11 protein-coding genes are annotated in these 17,971 nt (G+C 68.0%); 7 read left to right on the forward strand and 4 right to left on the reverse strand.

The features are described 5' to 3' along the window. Nucleotides 1–133: 133 nt before the first annotated feature. Entirely contained in the window at nt 134–697 is a 564-nt protein-coding gene (locus B8W67_RS18295; protein WP_069393749.1) for a hypothetical protein, read from the forward strand. 14 nt (nt 698–711) lie between these two features. Here B8W67_RS18295 and B8W67_RS18300 read toward each other — a convergent pair whose 3' ends face one another. The 4 genes from B8W67_RS18300 to malQ all read right to left on the reverse strand — a co-directional run bounded on the left by B8W67_RS18300 (nt 712) and on the right by malQ (nt 7,969). Beyond that, nucleotides 712–1,527, reverse strand: coding sequence for a hypothetical protein (locus tag B8W67_RS18300; protein ID WP_069393748.1), 816 nt, complete (start codon nt 1,525–1,527; stop codon nt 712–714). 62 nt (nt 1,528–1,589) lie between these two features. Further along, the gene (locus tag B8W67_RS18305) at nt 1,590–3,317 is read right to left on the reverse strand and encodes a molybdopterin-dependent oxidoreductase (RefSeq protein ID WP_085305515.1); all 1,728 of its coding nucleotides are present in this window, start codon (nt 3,315–3,317) and stop codon (nt 1,590–1,592) included. Nucleotides 3,318–3,384: 67 nt separating this feature from the next. Next, nucleotides 3,385–5,172: a molybdopterin-dependent oxidoreductase gene (locus tag B8W67_RS18310; RefSeq protein WP_234794007.1), complete on the reverse strand. Its 1,788-nt coding sequence runs from the start codon at nt 5,170–5,172 to the stop codon at nt 3,385–3,387. Nucleotides 5,173–5,785: 613 nt separating this feature from the next. Beyond that, a complete protein-coding gene (gene malQ / locus B8W67_RS18315; RefSeq protein ID WP_085305517.1) occupies nt 5,786–7,969 on the reverse strand; it encodes a 4-alpha-glucanotransferase in 2,184 nt (727 codons plus the stop codon). Between the two features lie 106 nt (nt 7,970–8,075). On the opposite strand from malQ, the gene B8W67_RS18320 reads away from it, so the two are divergent. From B8W67_RS18320 to B8W67_RS18345, 6 genes are all read left to right on the forward strand, one after another. Further along, nucleotides 8,076–9,263 carry an MFS transporter gene (locus B8W67_RS18320; protein WP_069393745.1) on the forward strand — a complete coding sequence of 396 codons (1,188 nt, stop codon included), beginning with the start codon at nt 8,076–8,078 and terminating at the stop codon, nt 9,261–9,263. 207 nt (nt 9,264–9,470) lie between these two features. After that, nucleotides 9,471–10,994 carry a type VII secretion protein EccB gene (gene eccB / locus B8W67_RS18325; protein WP_069393764.1) on the forward strand — a complete coding sequence of 508 codons (1,524 nt, stop codon included), beginning with the start codon at nt 9,471–9,473 and terminating at the stop codon, nt 10,992–10,994. Further along, the gene (gene eccCa, locus B8W67_RS18330) at nt 10,991–15,187 is read left to right on the forward strand and encodes a type VII secretion protein EccCa (RefSeq protein WP_085305519.1); all 4,197 of its coding nucleotides are present in this window, start codon (nt 10,991–10,993) and stop codon (nt 15,185–15,187) included. Before eccB ends, eccCa begins: the two co-directional genes overlap by 4 nt. Before the next feature lie 296 nt (nt 15,188–15,483). Further along, on the forward strand, nt 15,484–16,617 hold the full coding sequence (locus B8W67_RS18335) for a PPE family protein (RefSeq protein ID WP_085305521.1): 1,134 nt from the start codon (nt 15,484–15,486) through the stop codon (nt 16,615–16,617). A 422-nt stretch (nt 16,618–17,039) separates the two neighbouring features. Further along, complete coding sequence (locus B8W67_RS18340; RefSeq protein WP_069393743.1) at nt 17,040–17,339, forward strand: PE family protein; 300 nt, start codon at nt 17,040–17,042, stop codon at nt 17,337–17,339. Between the two features lie 47 nt (nt 17,340–17,386). Next, the coding region (locus tag B8W67_RS18345; RefSeq protein WP_272937733.1) for a PPE family protein at nt 17,387–17,971 on the forward strand (585 nt) is incomplete at its 3' end.

Below are 17,971 nucleotides of genomic sequence, written 5' to 3' on the forward strand. Positions count from 1 at the left end.
CCGCCGGAGATGGCACCGCCGCCCCCGCCGGAGCCGGCACCGGTGTAGCCGAACGCCGCGCGGTGCGCGCCGGGCGCGTCGACCGACGAGTCTGCCGACCAACGCGTCGAACAGCCGATACTCTGAGATGGCTATGCAGACCCACGAGTACCTGAGCTACGACGAATTCGGACGGCGGTTTTTTGAGATCGCCGTCACCGAGGAGCGCGTGGAGTCCGCGTTGGCGGCCATCGCCGGTGACGACTTCGAATTGCCGCCGATGCGTCAGGGGCCGGGCAAATTCGCGAAGGTCAGCGCCCAAGTCCAGATCCATCAGCCGCAGGTCACCCGCCACCTGGGCGAACCGATCACCTTCGATATCCACATTCCGCTGACCATCGACCTGGTCGTCGACCTGCGCCTGGACAAACCGCGCTTCACCGTCGACGGGGATATCTCACTGCGTGCCGCCGCGCGTGCGGCCGAACCGCTGCTGCTCATCGTCGACGTGGCCAAACCGCGACCGAGCGATATCGCGGTGCGGGTCTCCTCGACGACCCTGCGCGGTGAGTTGGTGCGCATCATCGGGGGCGTGGACGCGGAGATCCGGCGGTTCATCGCCCAGCACGTCGCCGGTGAGATCGAGAGCCCACAGTCGAAAGCAGCGCAGATCATCAACGTGGCTGACAGCATCGATGTGGCCTGGTCGGCCATTTAGCCGCGCCGAGCGGGTCACCACCACCGGTTGCCGCGGGTCAGGTTCAGCTGCCGGCCCACCGAGCTGAGCTGGGTGATGACGGTCTCCAGTGCCGACTGCGGGACGGCCATCCGCCACTCGGGCAGTGTCCCGGACAGCCGCACCCCCTCGGCGCTGATCTCCACGCCGGTCAGTTCCAGCCCGTGCGGGAATTCCGGCAGTTGAATCGGGTAGGCCGGGGTCCGTGGGGAGAACCCCCACCGCCGTCGCCGTAGCGCGATGCCGCGCGGCTGCAGCCACAGGGTCGAACCGTCGACCTGAGCCTCGACCTCCACGCTGCCCAGGTGGGGACGGCGAGCCCAGTGCAGCCGTGCCACCCCGTCGGGTCCGATGTCGCCGAGAACATTGGGCCACGCCCACCGCATCACGTCGGTGACCACCGAGGCCGGAAGGTCGACGGTGATCTCGACCGGGGCGGCCACGATCACCGGCGGCGTGCTGGGGCGGAAGTGCACATTACGCAGCAGGACGACGGCGTAATCGAGATGGTTGTCGTCCCACCGCAGGTCGGTCGCCTCGATCTGGAGATCGTCGAGTTGACCGACCGACAGGTTGCGCACATCCAGCCGGGCGTCGAAGCCGGTGACCGTCAGCGTCAGCGACCCCTCATCGAGATGGACCGAAAGCTGGCGTCCGACCAGCAGTCGGCGCAACGTCATGAACAAGGTCCGGTAGGCCACCGCAGCACCGGTCGACACCGGCGGAATCGCTGCGGCGGTGGAAAACAGCGACGCCAACATGTCCAGCGGCCGGAACGGGTCCCACCGCCCCAGCGGTCCCGAACGCGTCATGGCTCCAGCATCCCCGAATCGTTCTCCAAACCGTACCCGTGGGGCGCACGGCGCGCGCGGAGTCAGATCGTGTGCCGAGGCCCGAAGAACTCCTGGTCCTCGTTGTAGCCGCCGTGACCGCCCCCGATCTCAGTGTAGTGCGACAGAAACTCGATGCCTTTGAGCCACTTCACGTGCATGAAGCCGTGCTGCAGCTCGTTGCGCAGCCGCAGGGGCGCGCCGTGACCGTAGGTCAGCGGTGCGTCGTTCATGGTGTAGGCGAGCATCGTCAGGTGATTGCTCATCTGCTTGATGTCGTGCACGTCGTAGTAGGTTCCGCCGTCGGAGCCGGGACCCAGTGAGTAGAACGCCACCCATTTGGCTTCCGGCAGCGGTTTGACGATGTCGATGATGGTCTGCATCCGCACCCCACCCCATTTGGCCACGCCCGACCAGCCCTGAATGCAGAAGTGCTGGGTGATCTGCTCGTGGTACGGCAGCGCCTTCAACTCGTCGAGGGAGAAATCGGTGGGGCTCTCCACGAGGCCGTAGACGTGCAGGCGCCAGTCGATGAAGTCGTTCTTCTCCAGTTCCTTGTATTCCACCGTCTCCGGATAGGTGCCGTTGTGCCAGAAGTACGGCGAGATGTCCTTCTCGGTGAACGCACCCGGCTTCGGGTTGACCTGTTCGAGCGCCAGTTGCAGCGGACCGATCAAGGCGTAGGCGACCCGGCGCACCACATTGGGATGCTTGAGAGTGAACGGCGTCGCCCACACCCATGCGACGACGGTGACCGCCATCGCGACGGCAAACACCGAAAACCCCGCCCAGCTGTCGTCATTGCGGGAGGCGAACATGTGGTTGAGGTTGTTGAGGGCATCGGTGGCGAACACCAGCGTGACGTGCACGATGATGAAGAAAATGAAGTACACCATCACCAGGAAGTGCAGTGAGCGTGCCAACTGGATGTTGAGACGCTTGCTGATCAGCGTGAGTCGCATCGACAGTGCCGGTGACATCCCCAATCCGGTGATGAGTGCCACCGGGGCCGCGATGAAGATCGTCGTGAAATACGCCAACAACTGCAGGCCGTTGTAGGCGACCCACCCGTTGTCGTCCGGCCAATTCAGCGAGAGGTACTGCACCGCGACCGACGCGGCGTTGGGGAACACGTCCCAACTTGTCGGCACCACGTGGCGCCAGTGTCCGGTGGTGAACAGCAGCACGAAGAACACCGCGCCGTTGAGGAGCCAGAGCATATCCAGGCCCAAATGCCACCAGCGGGCCAAACCGATGGAGTGCCGGATGCCGGGCAGGCCGAATTGCCCCGGTAGTCCCACAGAATCGTCTTTCGCGGTCCACAACGGGTCGTCGGGCACCGGTTTGGCGATCCGCAACCACTCGTCTTTACCCGGGGTCGCGTTGCGGCTGACGTACAGCCGGGGATGGTCGGCGAGGATCTGGATGCCCGAGCGGATGATGAACATCATCAGGAACAGATTGAAGAAGTGGGTCCAATTCGCCCACCGCGGCATGCCTTCGGGCCCGGCGGTGGCGGCGTCGCTGCCGGGGTAGCGCTGGACGAAGGCCTGGACGTCAGAATTGTTGTACAGGCCCTTGCCGATGGCGACACCTGCGATCAGAACGACGAAACCCAGTGGTAGCAGCCACAGTACGTTGAACCACTTGTCGCGTCCGACGCGCAGATGCGGCGCGATCGCCTGTTTGTTCTCGAGACCGCCCGCCCAGGTTTCCGAATTGACTTCATTTTCAGCGGATTTCAATTCCGAGCGAAAGCTAATGGTACTCACGTACCGGACTGTACGCCCGTTGCGGACAACTGAGAATCAGTTGCCGCTGAAAATCAGCTGGTTGTTGTCAGATCGTTTGGTGACGACCGAAGTATTTGTGGTCCTCGCTGTATCCGCCGTGGCCACTGCCGATGTCTTTGTAACTGGCCAAAAATTCGATGCCCTTGATCCATTTGACCTGTTTGAAACCGTGCTGCAATTCGTTGCGCAACCGCAGCGGTTTTCCGTGCATGTAGGGCAGCGGCTGGTCGTTCATGTTGTAGGCCAGCATCGTCATGTGGTTGCTCATCTGCTGGATGGGGTGCACGTTGTAGTAGATGCCGCCGGTGGCGCCCAGCCCCATCGAGTAGAACGCCACCCATTTGGCCTCCGGCAGCGGTTTGACGACGTCCATGATGGTCTGCATCGTCACTCCGCCCCATTTGGCCACCCCGGACCAGGCCTGGATGCAGAAGTGCTGGGTGATCTGATCGTGGTAGGGCAGCTCTTTGAGCTCGTCCAGCGACAGCGAGACCGGATTCTCCACCAGGCCGTAGACCTGCAGGCGCCAGTCCTTGAAGTCGTTCTTCTCCAGTTCCTGGTATTCCGGGGTCTCCGGCAGGCGACCGTTACGCCAGTGGTACGGGGAGATGTCCTCTTCGGTGAACGCACCCGGCTCGGGGTTGAACCGCTCCAGAATCCGCTGGAACGGACCGATCAGCGCGTATCCGACCCGCTGGACGACACGGGGGTGCTTGATGGTGAAGGGGGTCGCCCACACCCAGGCCACCACGACCAGCACCATCGCGGCGGCGAACACCCAGAAGCCCGCGTAGCTGTGGCAGTTTGGCTCATCCCCGATGCCGCAGCCGCGGGCAGCGAACATGTGGTTGAGGTTGTCGGCGGCGTCGGTCGCGAACACCATCGTGACGTGGATCAGGATGAAGAACAGGAAATACACCAACACCAGGAAGTGCAGTGAGCGGGCGACCTGGATGTTGAGGCGCTTGCTGATCATCGTCAGACGCTGCGACAGTGCCGGCGACATCCCCAATCCGGTGATCAGTGCCGCGGGCGCGGCGATGAACACGGTCACGAAGTACGACAGCAACTGCAACGAGTTGTAGTTGATCCAGGTGTGGTCGTCGGGCCACTGCAGCGACATGTACTGGATCGCGGTCGACAGCGCGTTGGGGAACACGTCCCAGCTGGTCGGCACGATTCGGCGCCACTGGTCGGTGCTGAACAACAAGACGTAGAAGACCGCGCCGTTGAGCAGCCACAGCGTGTCGACGCCCAGGTGCCACCAGCGGGCCAGCCCGATGGAGTGCCGGAAGCCGGGCAGGCCGAACTGCGGGGGCAGGGCCACGGTGTCGGCGTTCGCCGTCCACAGCGGGTCGTCGGGGACCGGTGGCGCCACGCGCAGCCATTCGTCCTTGCCCGGAGTCGAGTTGCGGCTGAAGTACAACCGCGGGTGGTCGCAGAGGATCTGGATTCCGGACCGGATGATGAACATCATCAGGAAGAGGTTGAAAAAGTGCGTCCACCCGGCCCAGGCGGGGAGCCCGCTGTCCACCTCGGAGGATTCACTGGCGCCGGGGTAGCGCTGGATGAACTCGTACACCGTCGGGTTGTGGTAGAGGATCTTGCCGATCGCGATCGACGCGAGCAGGCCGACGAAACCGATCGGCAGCAGCCACAGCAGGTTGAACCAGCGGTCCTTGCCGATGCGCAACCGCGGTGCGATCGCGCGGCGGGTCAAATCGAAGCCGCCGCCGTACTCGTCGACGTCAACCGAGTCGTGCGCCTCGTGGATCTCGGCGGCGTAGTCGTGCCACTCGTCGGGCTTCTCGCGGAACTCCAGTTCGAGTTCCACCAGCTCCGCTTCGGAGAGTTGGCCGGCCCCGTCCGCGGGTCCTGCGGTGTCGACGGCGCCACCGGGCTTAGTCGGTGGGTGGTCTTCGCTGCTCACTCTGATTCTCCCTCCAGCGGTCGACATACGCGGGCGCGAACGCATGCCGGGGGACGGGCACAAGCAAGTACAGACCCGGCAGCTTTAGCTAAACCGTACTCCCTTCTTAGCCCACGGTGGCGGCGGTGTCCAACATTGTGCGGCAAACCCTTCCGGGGTGTGGGCGGCGGCTTCGGACGTGGTGGCGACCCGTGCGAGCGCGGTGGGATAGCTGGGAATCGCGCCGCCGTGAGCGCCGACCGAGCGCACCGAAAACAGATTTGTCGAAATCTATTGCGGCATTTGCTAGAAAGCGCGACCGCGGGCCGGCGCGACCAACCTTCGCCGCGCCAACACGCCTCGCTGACAGGTTGCTGCGCATCACCGCACGATCCGCTGATCGGCGGTGGCCACCGGTGGGGCCGCCGGCGTAACCGGCGTGTTGAGCCGCGTCGTAGCTAAGCATGTCGTAGCTAAGCATGTGGCCCGCACCGAGTGGCACAGGGGATGCACCGTGGTGGATGCGACGTGAAATTTCTCATAGCGGTCCCAGCGGGTGGGGGACCGATCCCTGCCGCCGACCGGTGACCGCGTCGTGCATGATCGCGCCCAACGCGTTCGCCTGCGGGTCGGTGAACACGTCCTCGAGAAGCCGGGGCGCGCCGTCGGGGCCGGCCAACGGGACACGCCAATTCGGATACTCGTCGATCGTGCCGGGCTGGTTCTGGGTGCGGCGGTCGCCGACGGCGTCGGGCAGCGCCACCGCCAGCATCCGCGAGGGGCAGCGGCCCAGATAGCGATAGAAGACGCTGACCAGCGCGTCGACGTCCACGGCGGGGTCGGCGAGGTCCGGCACCTCCGCGAGCAGGCCGGCCCGGTGCAGTTCGGCCAGCCACGCGGTCAGCGCAGCACGGTCGGCGTGCAGTTCCTCCTCGACCGGCCGCGTCAGCAGGCCCAGATCGGCGCGCAGGCGCACATGCTCACCGGCGAGGTAACCGGCGGTGGGCGGAAGATCGTGGGTGGTCACCGCCGACAGGCAGTATTCGCGCCACTGCTCGGCGGGCAGGGGACGGCCGTCGTCGGTCTCGAACCACAGGATCGAGGTGCCCAGCAATCCGCGCTCCCGCAGATAGTCGCGGACCCACGGTTCCACGGTCCCCAAATCTTCGCCGATCACCACCGCGCCGGCCCGCTGCGCCTCCAATGCGACGATGCCGATCAGTGCCTCGTGGTCGTAGTGCACGTAGGTGCCGGCCGTCGGCGGGGCACCCGCCGGGATCCACCACAACCGGAACAGCCCGATGATGTGGTCGATGCGGACCCCGCCGCTGCAGCGCAGCACCGCGCTGATCATCGCGCGAAACGGGCGGTACTCCGCTGCGGCGAGCCGATCGGGGTGCCACGGCGGCTGCGACCAGTCCTGGCCGAGCTGATTGAACTGGTCCGGCGGGGCTCCCGCGGTCGCCGCGGTGGCCAACACGTCCTGCAGCGACCATGCGTCGGCCCCCGTCGGGTGCACCCCGACCGCGAGGTCGTGAACGATGCCCACCGCCATGCCCGCCCGGCGGGCCCTGGACTGGGCGGCGGCGAGCTGCTCGTCGAGCTGCCACTGCAACCAGCGGTGGAAATCGACCTCATCGGCGTGGGCGGCGGCGAACTCGGCCACCGCGGCCGCACCGGGGTGGCGCAGCGCGGCGGGCCAGCCGCGCCAGTTCGACCCGTGATGATCGGCCAGGGCGCACCACACCGCGAAATCGTCCAGGGCCGCGCCTTCGCGGTGCCGGTACGCCGCATACGCCCACTGCCGTCCGGCCGAGCGGGGCAGTTGGTGGAGCAGCTCGAGGATCTGGCGTTTGGCCGCCCAGGCCATGTCCCGATCGATGATCCGGGACCGTGCGGCGTGCTGCTGAACCTGGCTGCGGACCTGGCGCGCCGGGCTGTGCCGGGGCAGCTCGGCGAACTCGGTGATCTCCTCGACGCGCAGGTAGATCGGATTGACGTAGCGACGTGAGGTCGGCAGATAGGGCGAGGGCTCCATCGGCGGGGGCGGTGCGGCGGCGTGCAACGGATTGACCAGGAGGAAATCGGCGCCGTGGCGCGCCGCCGACCACACCGCCAAATCGGTCAGGTCCGTGAGGTCGCCGACGCCCCAGGAGGCCTGGGAGCGCACGCTGTAGAGCTGGGCGGCCAGCCCCCAACAGCGCCGGGCCCCCATCCGCCTCGGCAGCCCCAGCCAGGCCGGCGTCACGATCAGGGCGGTGTCGTGCTCCTCGGCGCCGGACCGCAGCACCACCCGGTGATACCCCAACGGCAGATCCGGCGGCAGGACGAAGCTGGCCTCGCCGACCATGCGGTCGGCGAGGGGAAACGGTGGGGTGAAATTGTCGATCTGGCGCACATCGGAGCGCCGGGTGCCGTCTTCGAGGTGCAGCTCCACGTCGGCGGGATGGCCGTGGGTGACGTGCGCCCAGAACGTCACCGGCCGTCCTTCGCGGGTGACGATGGTCGCCGGCAGCGCCCGCGACCAGTAGGCCCGATCCAGCTCGACCAGCGCCGCGCGCCGATCGGGTTCGGTGGCCGCCGACACACCCAGGGCGGCCAGCACCGCCACCACGGTCGCCGGGGCCACCGTGACCCGACGCTGCGCGCCGTCGCGGTACTCGGTGGCCACTGCGAGTCGCTGCGCCAGTTCTCGCAGCGACTCCGGCATCGGCTCGGTCATACCGATCTCCTCCCGCGCCCCATCGGCGTCGGCTCTATCGTCCACAGAGGATGCCCGGCACGTCCAGGTCCGCCACGGCGGGGCGTCACGGCGGGGGAGGAGAGCGATGCCCACCACCCCCGGCTGCACCGACCGTGGCGCACGGCTGGCCGTCGCGACACTGTTTCTGGCCAACGGGGCGCTGGTGGCCAATCTGCTGCCGCGGCTACCCGAGATCAAGACCGCGTTGGGGCTGTCCAACACCGCGTATGGCACCGCGGTGGCCGCCTTCTCGGTGGGGGCGCTGCTGGCCGGCCCCGCCGGTGGCGTGCTGGTGCGCCGGGTGCGGTCGGCGCGGCTGGCGGTGGCCGCCACCGTCGTGCTGGCGGTCTCGGTGCTCGCCGCCGCCGCTGCGCCGACGCCGGCGGTGTTCGCCGCGGCACTGGCCGCGGCGGGTGCTGCCGACGCGCTCACCGACGTGGCCCAGAACGTCCATGGGCTGCGAGTGCAGCGCAGCTACGGCCGCTCGATCATCAACTCCCTGCACGCGGTCTGGTCGGCGGGGGCGGTTCTCGGCGGGCTGATGGGGGCCGGTGCGATCGCGGCGGGTCTCTCGCCGGTCGGGCAACTCGGCTGCTCGGGTCTGCTGTTCGGCGCGGCGAGTGTGATCGCCTTCCGTTTCCTGCTGCCCGGACCCGACGAACCGGCGCACCGGACGCGCCGCGAGCAGCGCCCACCTGCCCGCGCGTCGACGTATCCGGCGTTGGCCGCGCTGGTGGGGATCGCGGTGGCCGGCGCGGTCGTGGAGGACGTCGGGAATTCCTGGGCCACACTGTATCTGCGTGACCAAGGGGTGTCCGCGGCGATCGCGCCGCTGGGCTACGTGGCGTTGGTGGGATGTCAGTTCCTCGGCCGCCTCGGCGGCGACGGCCTGGTCGACCGGTTCGGGGCCCGCGCCGTCAGCCGGGCCGGGGGGATCGTGGCCGTCGTCGGGATGGGAACGGCGTTGGCCCACCCGCACCCGCTGGGCACCGTGGCCGGTTTCGCCGCGGCCGGGTTCGGGGTGGCCACCGCGGTGCCCGCGGCGATGCACGGCGCCGACGAACTGCCCGGGCTGCGGGCGGGAACCGGACTCGCCGCGGTCAACTGGCTGATGAGGGTCGGGTTCCTGGTGTCCTCGCCGATCATCGGGGCCATCGCCGACAGCGCGAGCCTGCGGGTGGGCCTGCTGGCCGTGCCGGTGGCCGGGCTGACCGTGGTGCTGCTGTCGGGGGTGTTGCCGCGCCGCCGCCGGGTCCGTGAGCCGGGTCCGTGAGCCGGGGTCAGGAGCCGGGGTCACGAGGCGCAAAGCCGTCATCTGGGCGACGCGCAGGTGAACGGCGGGTGACACGCGCGCACACCGCTGCCACGGTGTGCGCCGAGCCCCGATGGTGGCCTACGGTATTGGGTGTGAATCGCAGGTTGAGGCCGCAATCCGGTGGCCGCGCACACACGGGTCTCGTCGGCCGGATCGCGGGTCGCCGTGGCCGCTGATCAGGAGCGCAGGCGGCCCGAGCACGGGGCCGGGCTGGGGTTGTCCACCCGGACCCAGATGACCGGTCACCAGTTTCTGGCGCGGCGAACCGCGCTGGCGCTGACCCAGTGGCGTGTCCGCATGGAAGTCGAGCCGGGCCGGCGCCAGTCGCTGGCGGTGCTGGCATCGATCTCGGCGGCGTGCCTGGTCTGCATCGGGGCCCTGCTGTGGTCGTTCCTGAGTCCGGCAGGTCAACTGGGGGATTCACCCATCATCGCCGACCGGGACTCCGGTGCGCTGTACGTGCGCGTCGGCGACACGTTGTACCCGGCGCTCAACCTGGCGTCGGCGCGGCTGATCTCGGGACGGGCGGACAACCCGCACAAGGTGCGCTCCAGCCAGATCGCCGAACAGCCCCACGGGCCGTTGGTGGGCATTCCCGGCGCGCCCTCGGAGTTCTCCCCGGTCAGCCCGGACACCTCGTCGTGGCTGATCTGCGATGCGGTCACCACCACCTTGGGCACCGGGGTCACCGAACCGGTGACCACGACCGTGATCGACGGCACCCCGGATCTCTCGGAGCGTCGCCGGGTGCTCGACGATCAGGACGCGGTGGTGCTGCGTTACGAGGATGACGCCTGGGTGATCCGGCAGGGCCGGCGCTCTCGGATCGACGCCGCCGACCGCCCGGTGCTGCTGCCGCTGGGGCTGACCCCCGAGCAGGTGGCCCGCGCCCGGCCGATGAGCCAGGCGCTCTACGACGCGCTGCCGCCCGGCCCCGAACTGTCGGTGCCGCAGGTGCCCAACGTCGGGCAGCCGGCGGCCTTCCCGAACGCGCCCGGACCGGTGGGCACGGTGATCGTCACCCCGCAGGTCAGCGGCCCCCAGCAGTATTCGGTGGTGCTCACCGATGGGGTCCAGACGATCTCGTCGGTGGTCGCCCAGATCCTGCAGAACGCGGGCATCACCCCGGGCGGAAAACCGGCCACCGTCCAGCCCCCCGACCTGGGCATGATGCCGGTGGTCGGCGGGCTGGACCTGTCGGCCTACCCGACCAGCCCGCTGAACGTGGTCGACACCCGCGCCAATCCGGCCACCTGCTGGTGGTGGGAGCGCGGTGACGGCGAGGAGTTGGCCCGGATCCAGGTGATCTCCGGGCCAACGGTGCCGGTGGCCGACACGCACAAGGTGGTGTCGTTGGTCAAGGCCGACGCCTCGGAGGCCGACCCGATGGCCGATCGGGTCTACTTCGGTCCCAGCTACGCGAATTTCATCGTTGTGACCGGCAACGACCCGGCCGCCGCGACCACCGAATCGCTGTGGTGGCTGTCGCGCTCGGGGGTGCGTTACGGCGTGGAGAGCAACGACGAAGTACGCAAGGCGCTGGGCTTGACGTCCGCCCCGACGCGTGCCCCCTGGGTAGCGTTGCGGTTATTCGCCCGCGGACCCGCACTGTCGCGGGCCGACGCGCTGGTGCAGCACGACAAGCTGCCCACCGACATGAATCCTGGAGAATTGAGGGTACCGAGGTGAAGCGTGGTTTCGCCCGGCCGACACCGGCCCCGGCGCCAACGGTCAAACCCGAGAACCTGGGCCTGCCGACACCGCTGAGTGTCCCGCCACCGGAGGAGAAGCCGTGGTGGCTGGTCATCATCGGTGTCGTGGTGGTCGGCCTGGTGGTCGGCATGGTCGCGATGACGGTCGCCAGCGGCTCACGAATGTTCCTCGGCGCCGGATCGATCTTCCCGATCTTCATGATCGGCGGGGTCGCCATGATGATGTTCAGCGGTCGCTTCGGCGGCGGTCAGCAGCAGATGAGCCGGCCCAAGCTCGACGCGATGCGCGGGCAGTTCATGGTCATGCTCGACCGGTTGCGTCAGACCGCCGGGGAGTCCGCCGACTCGATGGACGCCAACTACCGCTGGTTCCATCCGGCTCCGCGCAGCCTCATCGCCTCGGTGGGGTCGGGCCGCATGTGGGAGCGACGCCCCGACGGTATGGACCTCAACTTCGGCGTCGTGCGTGTCGGCGTCGGCATGGTGCGCCCCGAGGTGACGTGGGGCGAGCCGAACGACATGCCCACCGACATCGAACTCGAACCGGTTACCGGTAAGGCGCTGCAGGAGTTCGGCCACTTCCAAAGCGTGGTCTACAACCTGCCCAAGACGGTGTCGCTGCTCGCCGAGCCCGGGTACGGGCTGGTCGGTGAACGCGACCAGGTGCTCGGGTTGATGCGGGCGTTGATCTGCCAGTTGGCGTTCTCCCACGGCCCCGATCATCTGCGGATGATCATCGTGAGTTCACAGATCGACGACTGGGATTGGGTCAAATGGTTGCCGCACTTCGGCGACCCGCGACGCCACGACGCCGCCGGCAGCGCGCGCATGGTGTACGGATCGGTGCAGGACTTCGGCGCCGAACACGGCGAATTGTTCGCCGGTCGCGGCTCGTTCATGCCGCGGTTCGCCAACGCACAGTCGGAGCTGCCGACCCCGCACTACGTGATCATCGCCGACGTAGCCAGCGAGGAGTGGTCCTATGCCATCAGCGCCGACGGCATCGACGGGATGACTTTCTTTGACCTCACCGGTGATTCGGTTCCGGCGTGCGCCACCCCGGAGCGGACGCTGCGTTTCACCAACGATCTCGGTGTGATCGAGGCGCTGCCCCGTGATCGCGACACCTTCATGGTGATCGACGACAAGGCATGGTTCTTCGCTCTTACCGACCAGATCAGCGAGCTCGACGCCGAACGGTTCGCCCAACGGATGGCCCGCTGGCGGCTTGCCGAGGCCTACGAGGAGATCGGTCAACGCGTCGCCCACATCAGCGCCCGAGACATCCTGTCCTACTACGGGATCGACGACGCCAGCAGCATCGACTTCGACTCCTTGTGGGCCAGCCGCCGTGAGCTGCTCTCACGCGATCGGTTGCGGATTCCGTTCGGAAACCGGTCGGACAACGGCGAACTGCTGTTTTTGGACATGAAGTCGCTCGACGAGGGCGGTGACGGTCCGCACGGGGTGATGTCGGGCACGACCGGGTCGGGTAAATCGACCCTGGTGCGTACCGTGATCGAGTCGCTGATGCTGGCGCACTCACCCGACGAGTTGCAGTTCGTTCTCGCCGACCTCAAAGGTGGATCGGCGGTCAAACCGTTCGCCGGGGTTCCGCACGTCTCCCGCATCATCACCGACCTGGAGGAAGACCAGGCGCTCATGGAGCGCTTCCTCGAGGCGATGTGGGGTGAGATCGCCCGCCGTAAATCCGTCTGCGACGCCGCCGGCGCCGACGACGCCCGCGAATACAACGAGATCCGCGGGCGCATGCGGGCCCGCGGCGACGACATGGAACCACTGCCCATGCTGGTGGTGGTCATCGACGAGTTCTACGAGTGGTTCCGCATCATGCCCACCGCCGTGGAGGTGCTCGACTCCATCGGCCGTCAGGGACGCGCCTACTGGATCCATCTGATGATGGCCTCGCAGACCATCGAGAGCCGCGCGGAAAAACTCATGGAGAACATGGGATACCGGCTGGTGCTCAAGGCTCGCACCGCCGGGGCTGCCCAGGCCGCCGGTGTGCCCAACGCGGTCAACCTGCCGGCCCAGGCCGGTTTGGGCTACTTCCGCAAGAGCGGCGAGGAGGTGATCCGGTTTCAGGCGGAGTTCCTGTGGCGGGACTACCGGCGTGGCCGTTCCATCGTCGACGAGCACACCCCACTGACCCACACGGTCGACTACATTCGCCCCCAACTGTTCACCACCGGGTTCACCCCGGTGGAGGTGGCCATCGGCGGTCAAGACGTGGAGCCGGCCGTCGACGAGGCGCTGCCGGTCGTCGACAGCGCCGAGGAGGATCCCGAGGAAGAACAGCACATCCGGACGCCGAAGGTCGGCACCGTCATCATCGATCAGTTGCGCCAGATCGACTTCGAGCCGTACCGACTGTGGCAGCCGCCGCTGGACGTTCCGCGGCCGATCGACGAGTTGGTCAACCGTTTCCTCGGCCATCCGTGGCAGGAGAACTACGGCGCGGACGGCAACCTGGTCTTCCCGGTCGGGGTCATCGACCGGCCGTACAAGCACGACCAGCCGCCCTGGACGGTCGACATGTCCGGACCCGGGGCCAACCTGCTGATCCTCGGGGCCGGCGGGGCGGGGAAAACCACCGCGCTGCAGACCCTCATCTGCTCGGCTGCGCTGACCCACACCCCCGCCCAGGTGCAGTTCTACTGCCTGGCCTACAGCGGTACGGCGTTGACCACCGTCGCCGGCCTGCCGCACGTCGGCGGGGTGGCCGGACCCACCGATCCCGACGGGGTGCGGCGCACCGTGGCCGAGATGTTGGCGCTGGTGCGCGACCGCAAACGCAGCTTCCTGGAGTACGACGTCCCCTCGATGGAGGTCTACCGGGCCCGCAAATTCGGCGGCGACCCCGGACGGGTGCCCGACGACGGGTTCGCCGATGTCTTCTTGGTGATCGACAACTACCGGGCGCTGGCCGAGGACAACGAAGTCCTCATCGAGCAGGTCAACCAGATCATCAACCAGGGTCCGTCGTTCGGGGTGCACGTGGTGGTCACCGCCGACCGCGAATCGGAGTTGCGCCCGCCGGTGCGCAGCGGATTCGGGTCCCGTATCGAATTGCGGCTGGCCGCAGTCGAAGACGCGAAGCTGGTGCGGTCGCGCTTCGCCAAGGACGTCCCGGTCAAACCGGGCCGCGGCATGGTCCCGGTCAACTACGTCCGGCTCGACAGCGACCCGCAGTCCGGGCTGCACACGCTGGTCGCACGCCCGGCGCTGGCGAGCACTTCGGAGAAGGTGTTCGAATCCGACAGCATCGCCGCGGCGGTCGCCCAGGTGGCAACCGGCCGGGCCCGCCCCGTGCGCCGCCTGCCGTCGTGGTTCGGCCTCGATCAGCTGCGCGAGCTCGCTGCCGCCGACCACCGCGAAGGCGTCGGCGCGGGAGGCATCGCGTGGGCCATCTCCGAATTGGACCTGCAGCCGGTCTACCTGAACTTCGCCGAGAACTCGCACCTGATGGTCACCGGCCGGCGCGAAAGCGGGCGCACCACCACGCTGGCGACGATCATGGCCGAGATCAGCCGGGTCTACGCCCCCGGAGGCAGCGTCGCGCCGCCGACCACCCAGCCCAGTGCGCAGATATGGCTGATCGACCCACGCCGGCAGTTGCTGACCACGTTGGGATCGGACTACATCGAACGGTTCGCCTACAACCTCGACGGGGTGAACGCCCTGGTCGACGAGTTGGCGGCCAAGCTCGCCGGTCGGGAACCGCCCCCGGGGCTCTCGGCCGAGGAGTTGATGAGCCAGTCCTGGTGGAGCGGACCGGAGATCTTCTTGATCATCGACGACATCCAGCAGTTGCCGGCCGGTTTCGACTCGCCGCTGCACAAGGCCGCCGCGTGGATCAACCGGGCCTCCGACGTCGGATTGCACGTCATCGCCACCCGCACCTTCGGTGGTTGGGCCTCGGCCGGCAGCGACCCGGTGCTGCGTGCCCTGCACCAGGCCAACGCGCCACTGCTGGTGATGGACGCCGATCCCGACGAAGGGTTCATCCGCGGCAAGATGAAGGGTGGCCCGTTGCCGCGTGGCCGCGGGCTGCTGATGGCCGAGGACACCGGAGTGTTCGTCCAGGTGGCCGCCACCGAGTTGCGCAAGCCGTCGCTCACCGGTGAACAGGGCGTCGTTCAGCCCTGACCGGCGGCGCCCGGCTGTCGGGCCAACTCATTTCGCGCACAGGAATCATCTTTTATAGCCTTGTGCGCCAGGAGATTTCGTGATGGGCGTCACCACTGTGGTTACCCGCAGGTGGCCCCGGGTGAACTTCTGTCGAAGATCGGTGAACCCTCGGTAGCGCGAGCCGAAAACGCCGCCTCAACGCTTTAACGTCGAGCCTGGAAGTTTCCTGTGAGACGTTGAAAGGGTTGCTGTGCCGGCCGTTGAGACCGACCCGCTGACCGTTCCCGCACACCGAGACGCGCCGAGGTAGCGCGGTGTTCATCGACTTCGGTGCGTTGCCGCCCGAGATCAATGCGTCCCGGATTTATCTGGGTCCGGGGTCGGGGCCGATGTTGGCTGCGTCGACGGCGTGGCATGGGTTGGCCAGTGAGTTGAGTTCGGCGGCGGCGAAGTATCAGGCGGAGGTTGCGGGGTTGGCCAACTCCTGGAAGGGGGTGGCTGGTCAGCGGATGGCGGCGGCGGCTGCTCCGCATATCCAGTGGTTGACTACGACGGCGGCGCAGGCTGAGCAGGCGGGTGCGCAGGCGGCGGCGCAGGCGGTGGCCTATGAGACGGCGCGGGCGGCGACGACTCCGCCGCCGGTGATCGCGGCGAATCGCAGTACGCAGGCGTCGTTGGTCGCGACGAATTTCCTGGGGCAGAACACCGGGGCGATCATGGCCACCGAGGCGCTGTACATGGAGATGTGGGCGCAGTGCGCGGCGGCGATGTATGGGTATGCGGCGGCGACTGAGCAGTCCTCTGCGTTGCCGCAGCCTGCTCCGGCGCGCCAGAACACCGATCCGTCGGGGGCGGGTCGTCAGGCGGCGGCGCTGACCCAGACCGCGGCCACCGACGCCGCCACCAAAGCCGACGAGGCCGCCGGCAAGGGGCCGCTGGACTATCTCGCCGACATGTATGACGGCTACAAGCCCACCGACGCGCTCAACGACAGCCTCGAGCCGCCGTACCGCCTGGCCGGGATCATCAAAAACGGTGCCGGCCTCATCAAGGACTTCGGCAAGAGCAGTTCCTCCTCGGTCAAGGACGCGGTCTCGGATCTGGCCGAGACGCCGGCGCTGGCACCGTCGATGCTCGTCGGTGTGAGCCCGGCGGCGACAGCGGGCATGGCGGGCGCCGGCCCGGTGGCCGCGCCGGCCTCGGCCACGCTGGCCAACGCCACCCGGCTCGGCGGGCTGTCGGTGCCGGGGAACTGGGCCGGTGCCGCGCCGGCGTTGGCCCCCGCCTCGGCGGCCGCCGGATCCGCCGCGGCGACGGCCGGCCCCGGGCACGCCGTGGGGGGACTGCCGCTGGCGGGCGCCGGCGCAGCCGGACGCGGCCTCGGGGATGGGGTGTTACGGATCGCGCCGCGCGCCTTTACGATGCCCCGCCCCTTCTCGGCCGGGTAGCCGCGCCCGCGGGTGCCCCGTGGCCGCGGCGTGTCGGTGCGGCAGCGGCCCGCGGCCTCGCTACCCTGATCACAACCGTGCGACCGATGTGCGCTAGGTCACCGCGCAAGGTTGCTGGAATACGCGGACAGCGGGTCGTCGACGGGTTAGCCGCGGCGTGATTTTTACCGTCGGCGGGTCCGTCGGGCACCCCGCTGAGGCTGTTGCGCCCACCGTTGACGCCCATTCTGGCGGTCGATGTTTCCCCTGGTAAACGTCGTATTTGTGGCTCAGGACACGGACTTTCGTTAAGGGATCGTTACCCAAGGTGAACAGTAGGCGACGTGGGGTGAACAGTTGGCTTCCCCGCTAGGTGTGGGCGAGTTTGCCACCTAATCTCGGTGCCAGAGCGATTGCTGTGTGACATCGAGAGAGGACCGCACATGTCGTTGGTAACCGTAGAACCGGAGCTGCTCACCGCGGCGGCCGTCGGTCTTGAAACGATCGGCACCGAGCTGCACACCGTCAACGCCGGGATCGCCGCCCCCACCACCGGGGTCATTCCCGCCGCGGCCGACGACGTGTCGGCACTGGCGGCGGCGCGGTTCGCCGCCCACGGCGAGCAGTACCAGGCGGTGGCCGCCCAGGCCGCGGCGATCCACGAGCAGTTCGTGGCGATGCTGCAGGCCAGCGCGGGCTCCTACGCGCTCGCCGAGGCCACCAACCAGGCGCTGGCCGCCTAACCCCACGACGACAGCGTCGGCGAGAGAGCGCGAGAGAGCCACCAACCATGTTCATCGACTTCGGTGCGTTGCCGCCCGAGATCAATGCGTCCCGGATCTATCTGGGTCCGGGGTCGGGGCCGATGTTGGCTGCGTCGTCGGCGTGGCATGGGTTGGCCAGTGAGTTGAGTTCGGCGGCGGCGAAGTATCAGGCGGAGGTTGCGGGGTTGGCCAACTCCTGGAAGGGGGTGGCTGGTCAGCGGATGGCGGCGGCGGCTGCTCCGCATATCCAGTGGTTGAGTACGACGGCGGCGCAGGCTGAGCAGGCGGGTGCGCAGGCGGCGGCGCAGGCGGTGGCCTATGAGACGGCGCGGGCGGCGACGACTCCGCCGCCGGTGATCGCGGCGAATCGCAGTACGCAGGCGTCGTTGGTCGCGACGAATTTCCTGGGGCAGAACACCGGGGCGATCATGGCCACCGAGGCGCTGTACATGGAGATGTGGGCGCAGTGCGCGGCGGCGATGTATGGGTATGCGGCGGCGACTGAGCAGTCCTCTGCGTTGCCGCAGCCTGCTCCGGCGCGCCAGAACACCGATCCGTCGGGGGCGGGTCGTCAGGCGGCGGCGCTGACCCAGACCGCGGCCACCGACGCC

Source organism: Mycolicibacillus koreensis, assembly GCF_002104795.1.
GTDB lineage: Bacteria > Actinomycetota > Actinomycetes > Mycobacteriales > Mycobacteriaceae > Mycobacterium > Mycobacterium koreense.

What these genes read in the sequence shown, in the direction of transcription:
- B8W67_RS18295 (WP_069393749.1), top strand. Translation starts at nt 134, where the DNA reads ATGCAGACCCACGAGTACCTGAGCTACGACGAATTCGGACGGCGGTTT.
- B8W67_RS18340 (WP_069393743.1), top strand. Translation starts at nt 17,040, where the DNA reads ATGTCGTTGGTAACCGTAGAACCGGAGCTGCTCACCGCGGCGGCCGTC.
- B8W67_RS18320 (WP_069393745.1), top strand. Translation starts at nt 8,076, where the DNA reads ATGCCCACCACCCCCGGCTGCACCGACCGTGGCGCACGGCTGGCCGTC.
- malQ (WP_085305517.1), bottom strand. Translation starts at nt 7,969, where the DNA reads ATGACCGAGCCGATGCCGGAGTCGCTGCGAGAACTGGCGCAGCGACTC.
- B8W67_RS18300 (WP_069393748.1), bottom strand. Translation starts at nt 1,527, where the DNA reads ATGACGCGTTCGGGACCGCTGGGGCGGTGGGACCCGTTCCGGCCGCTG.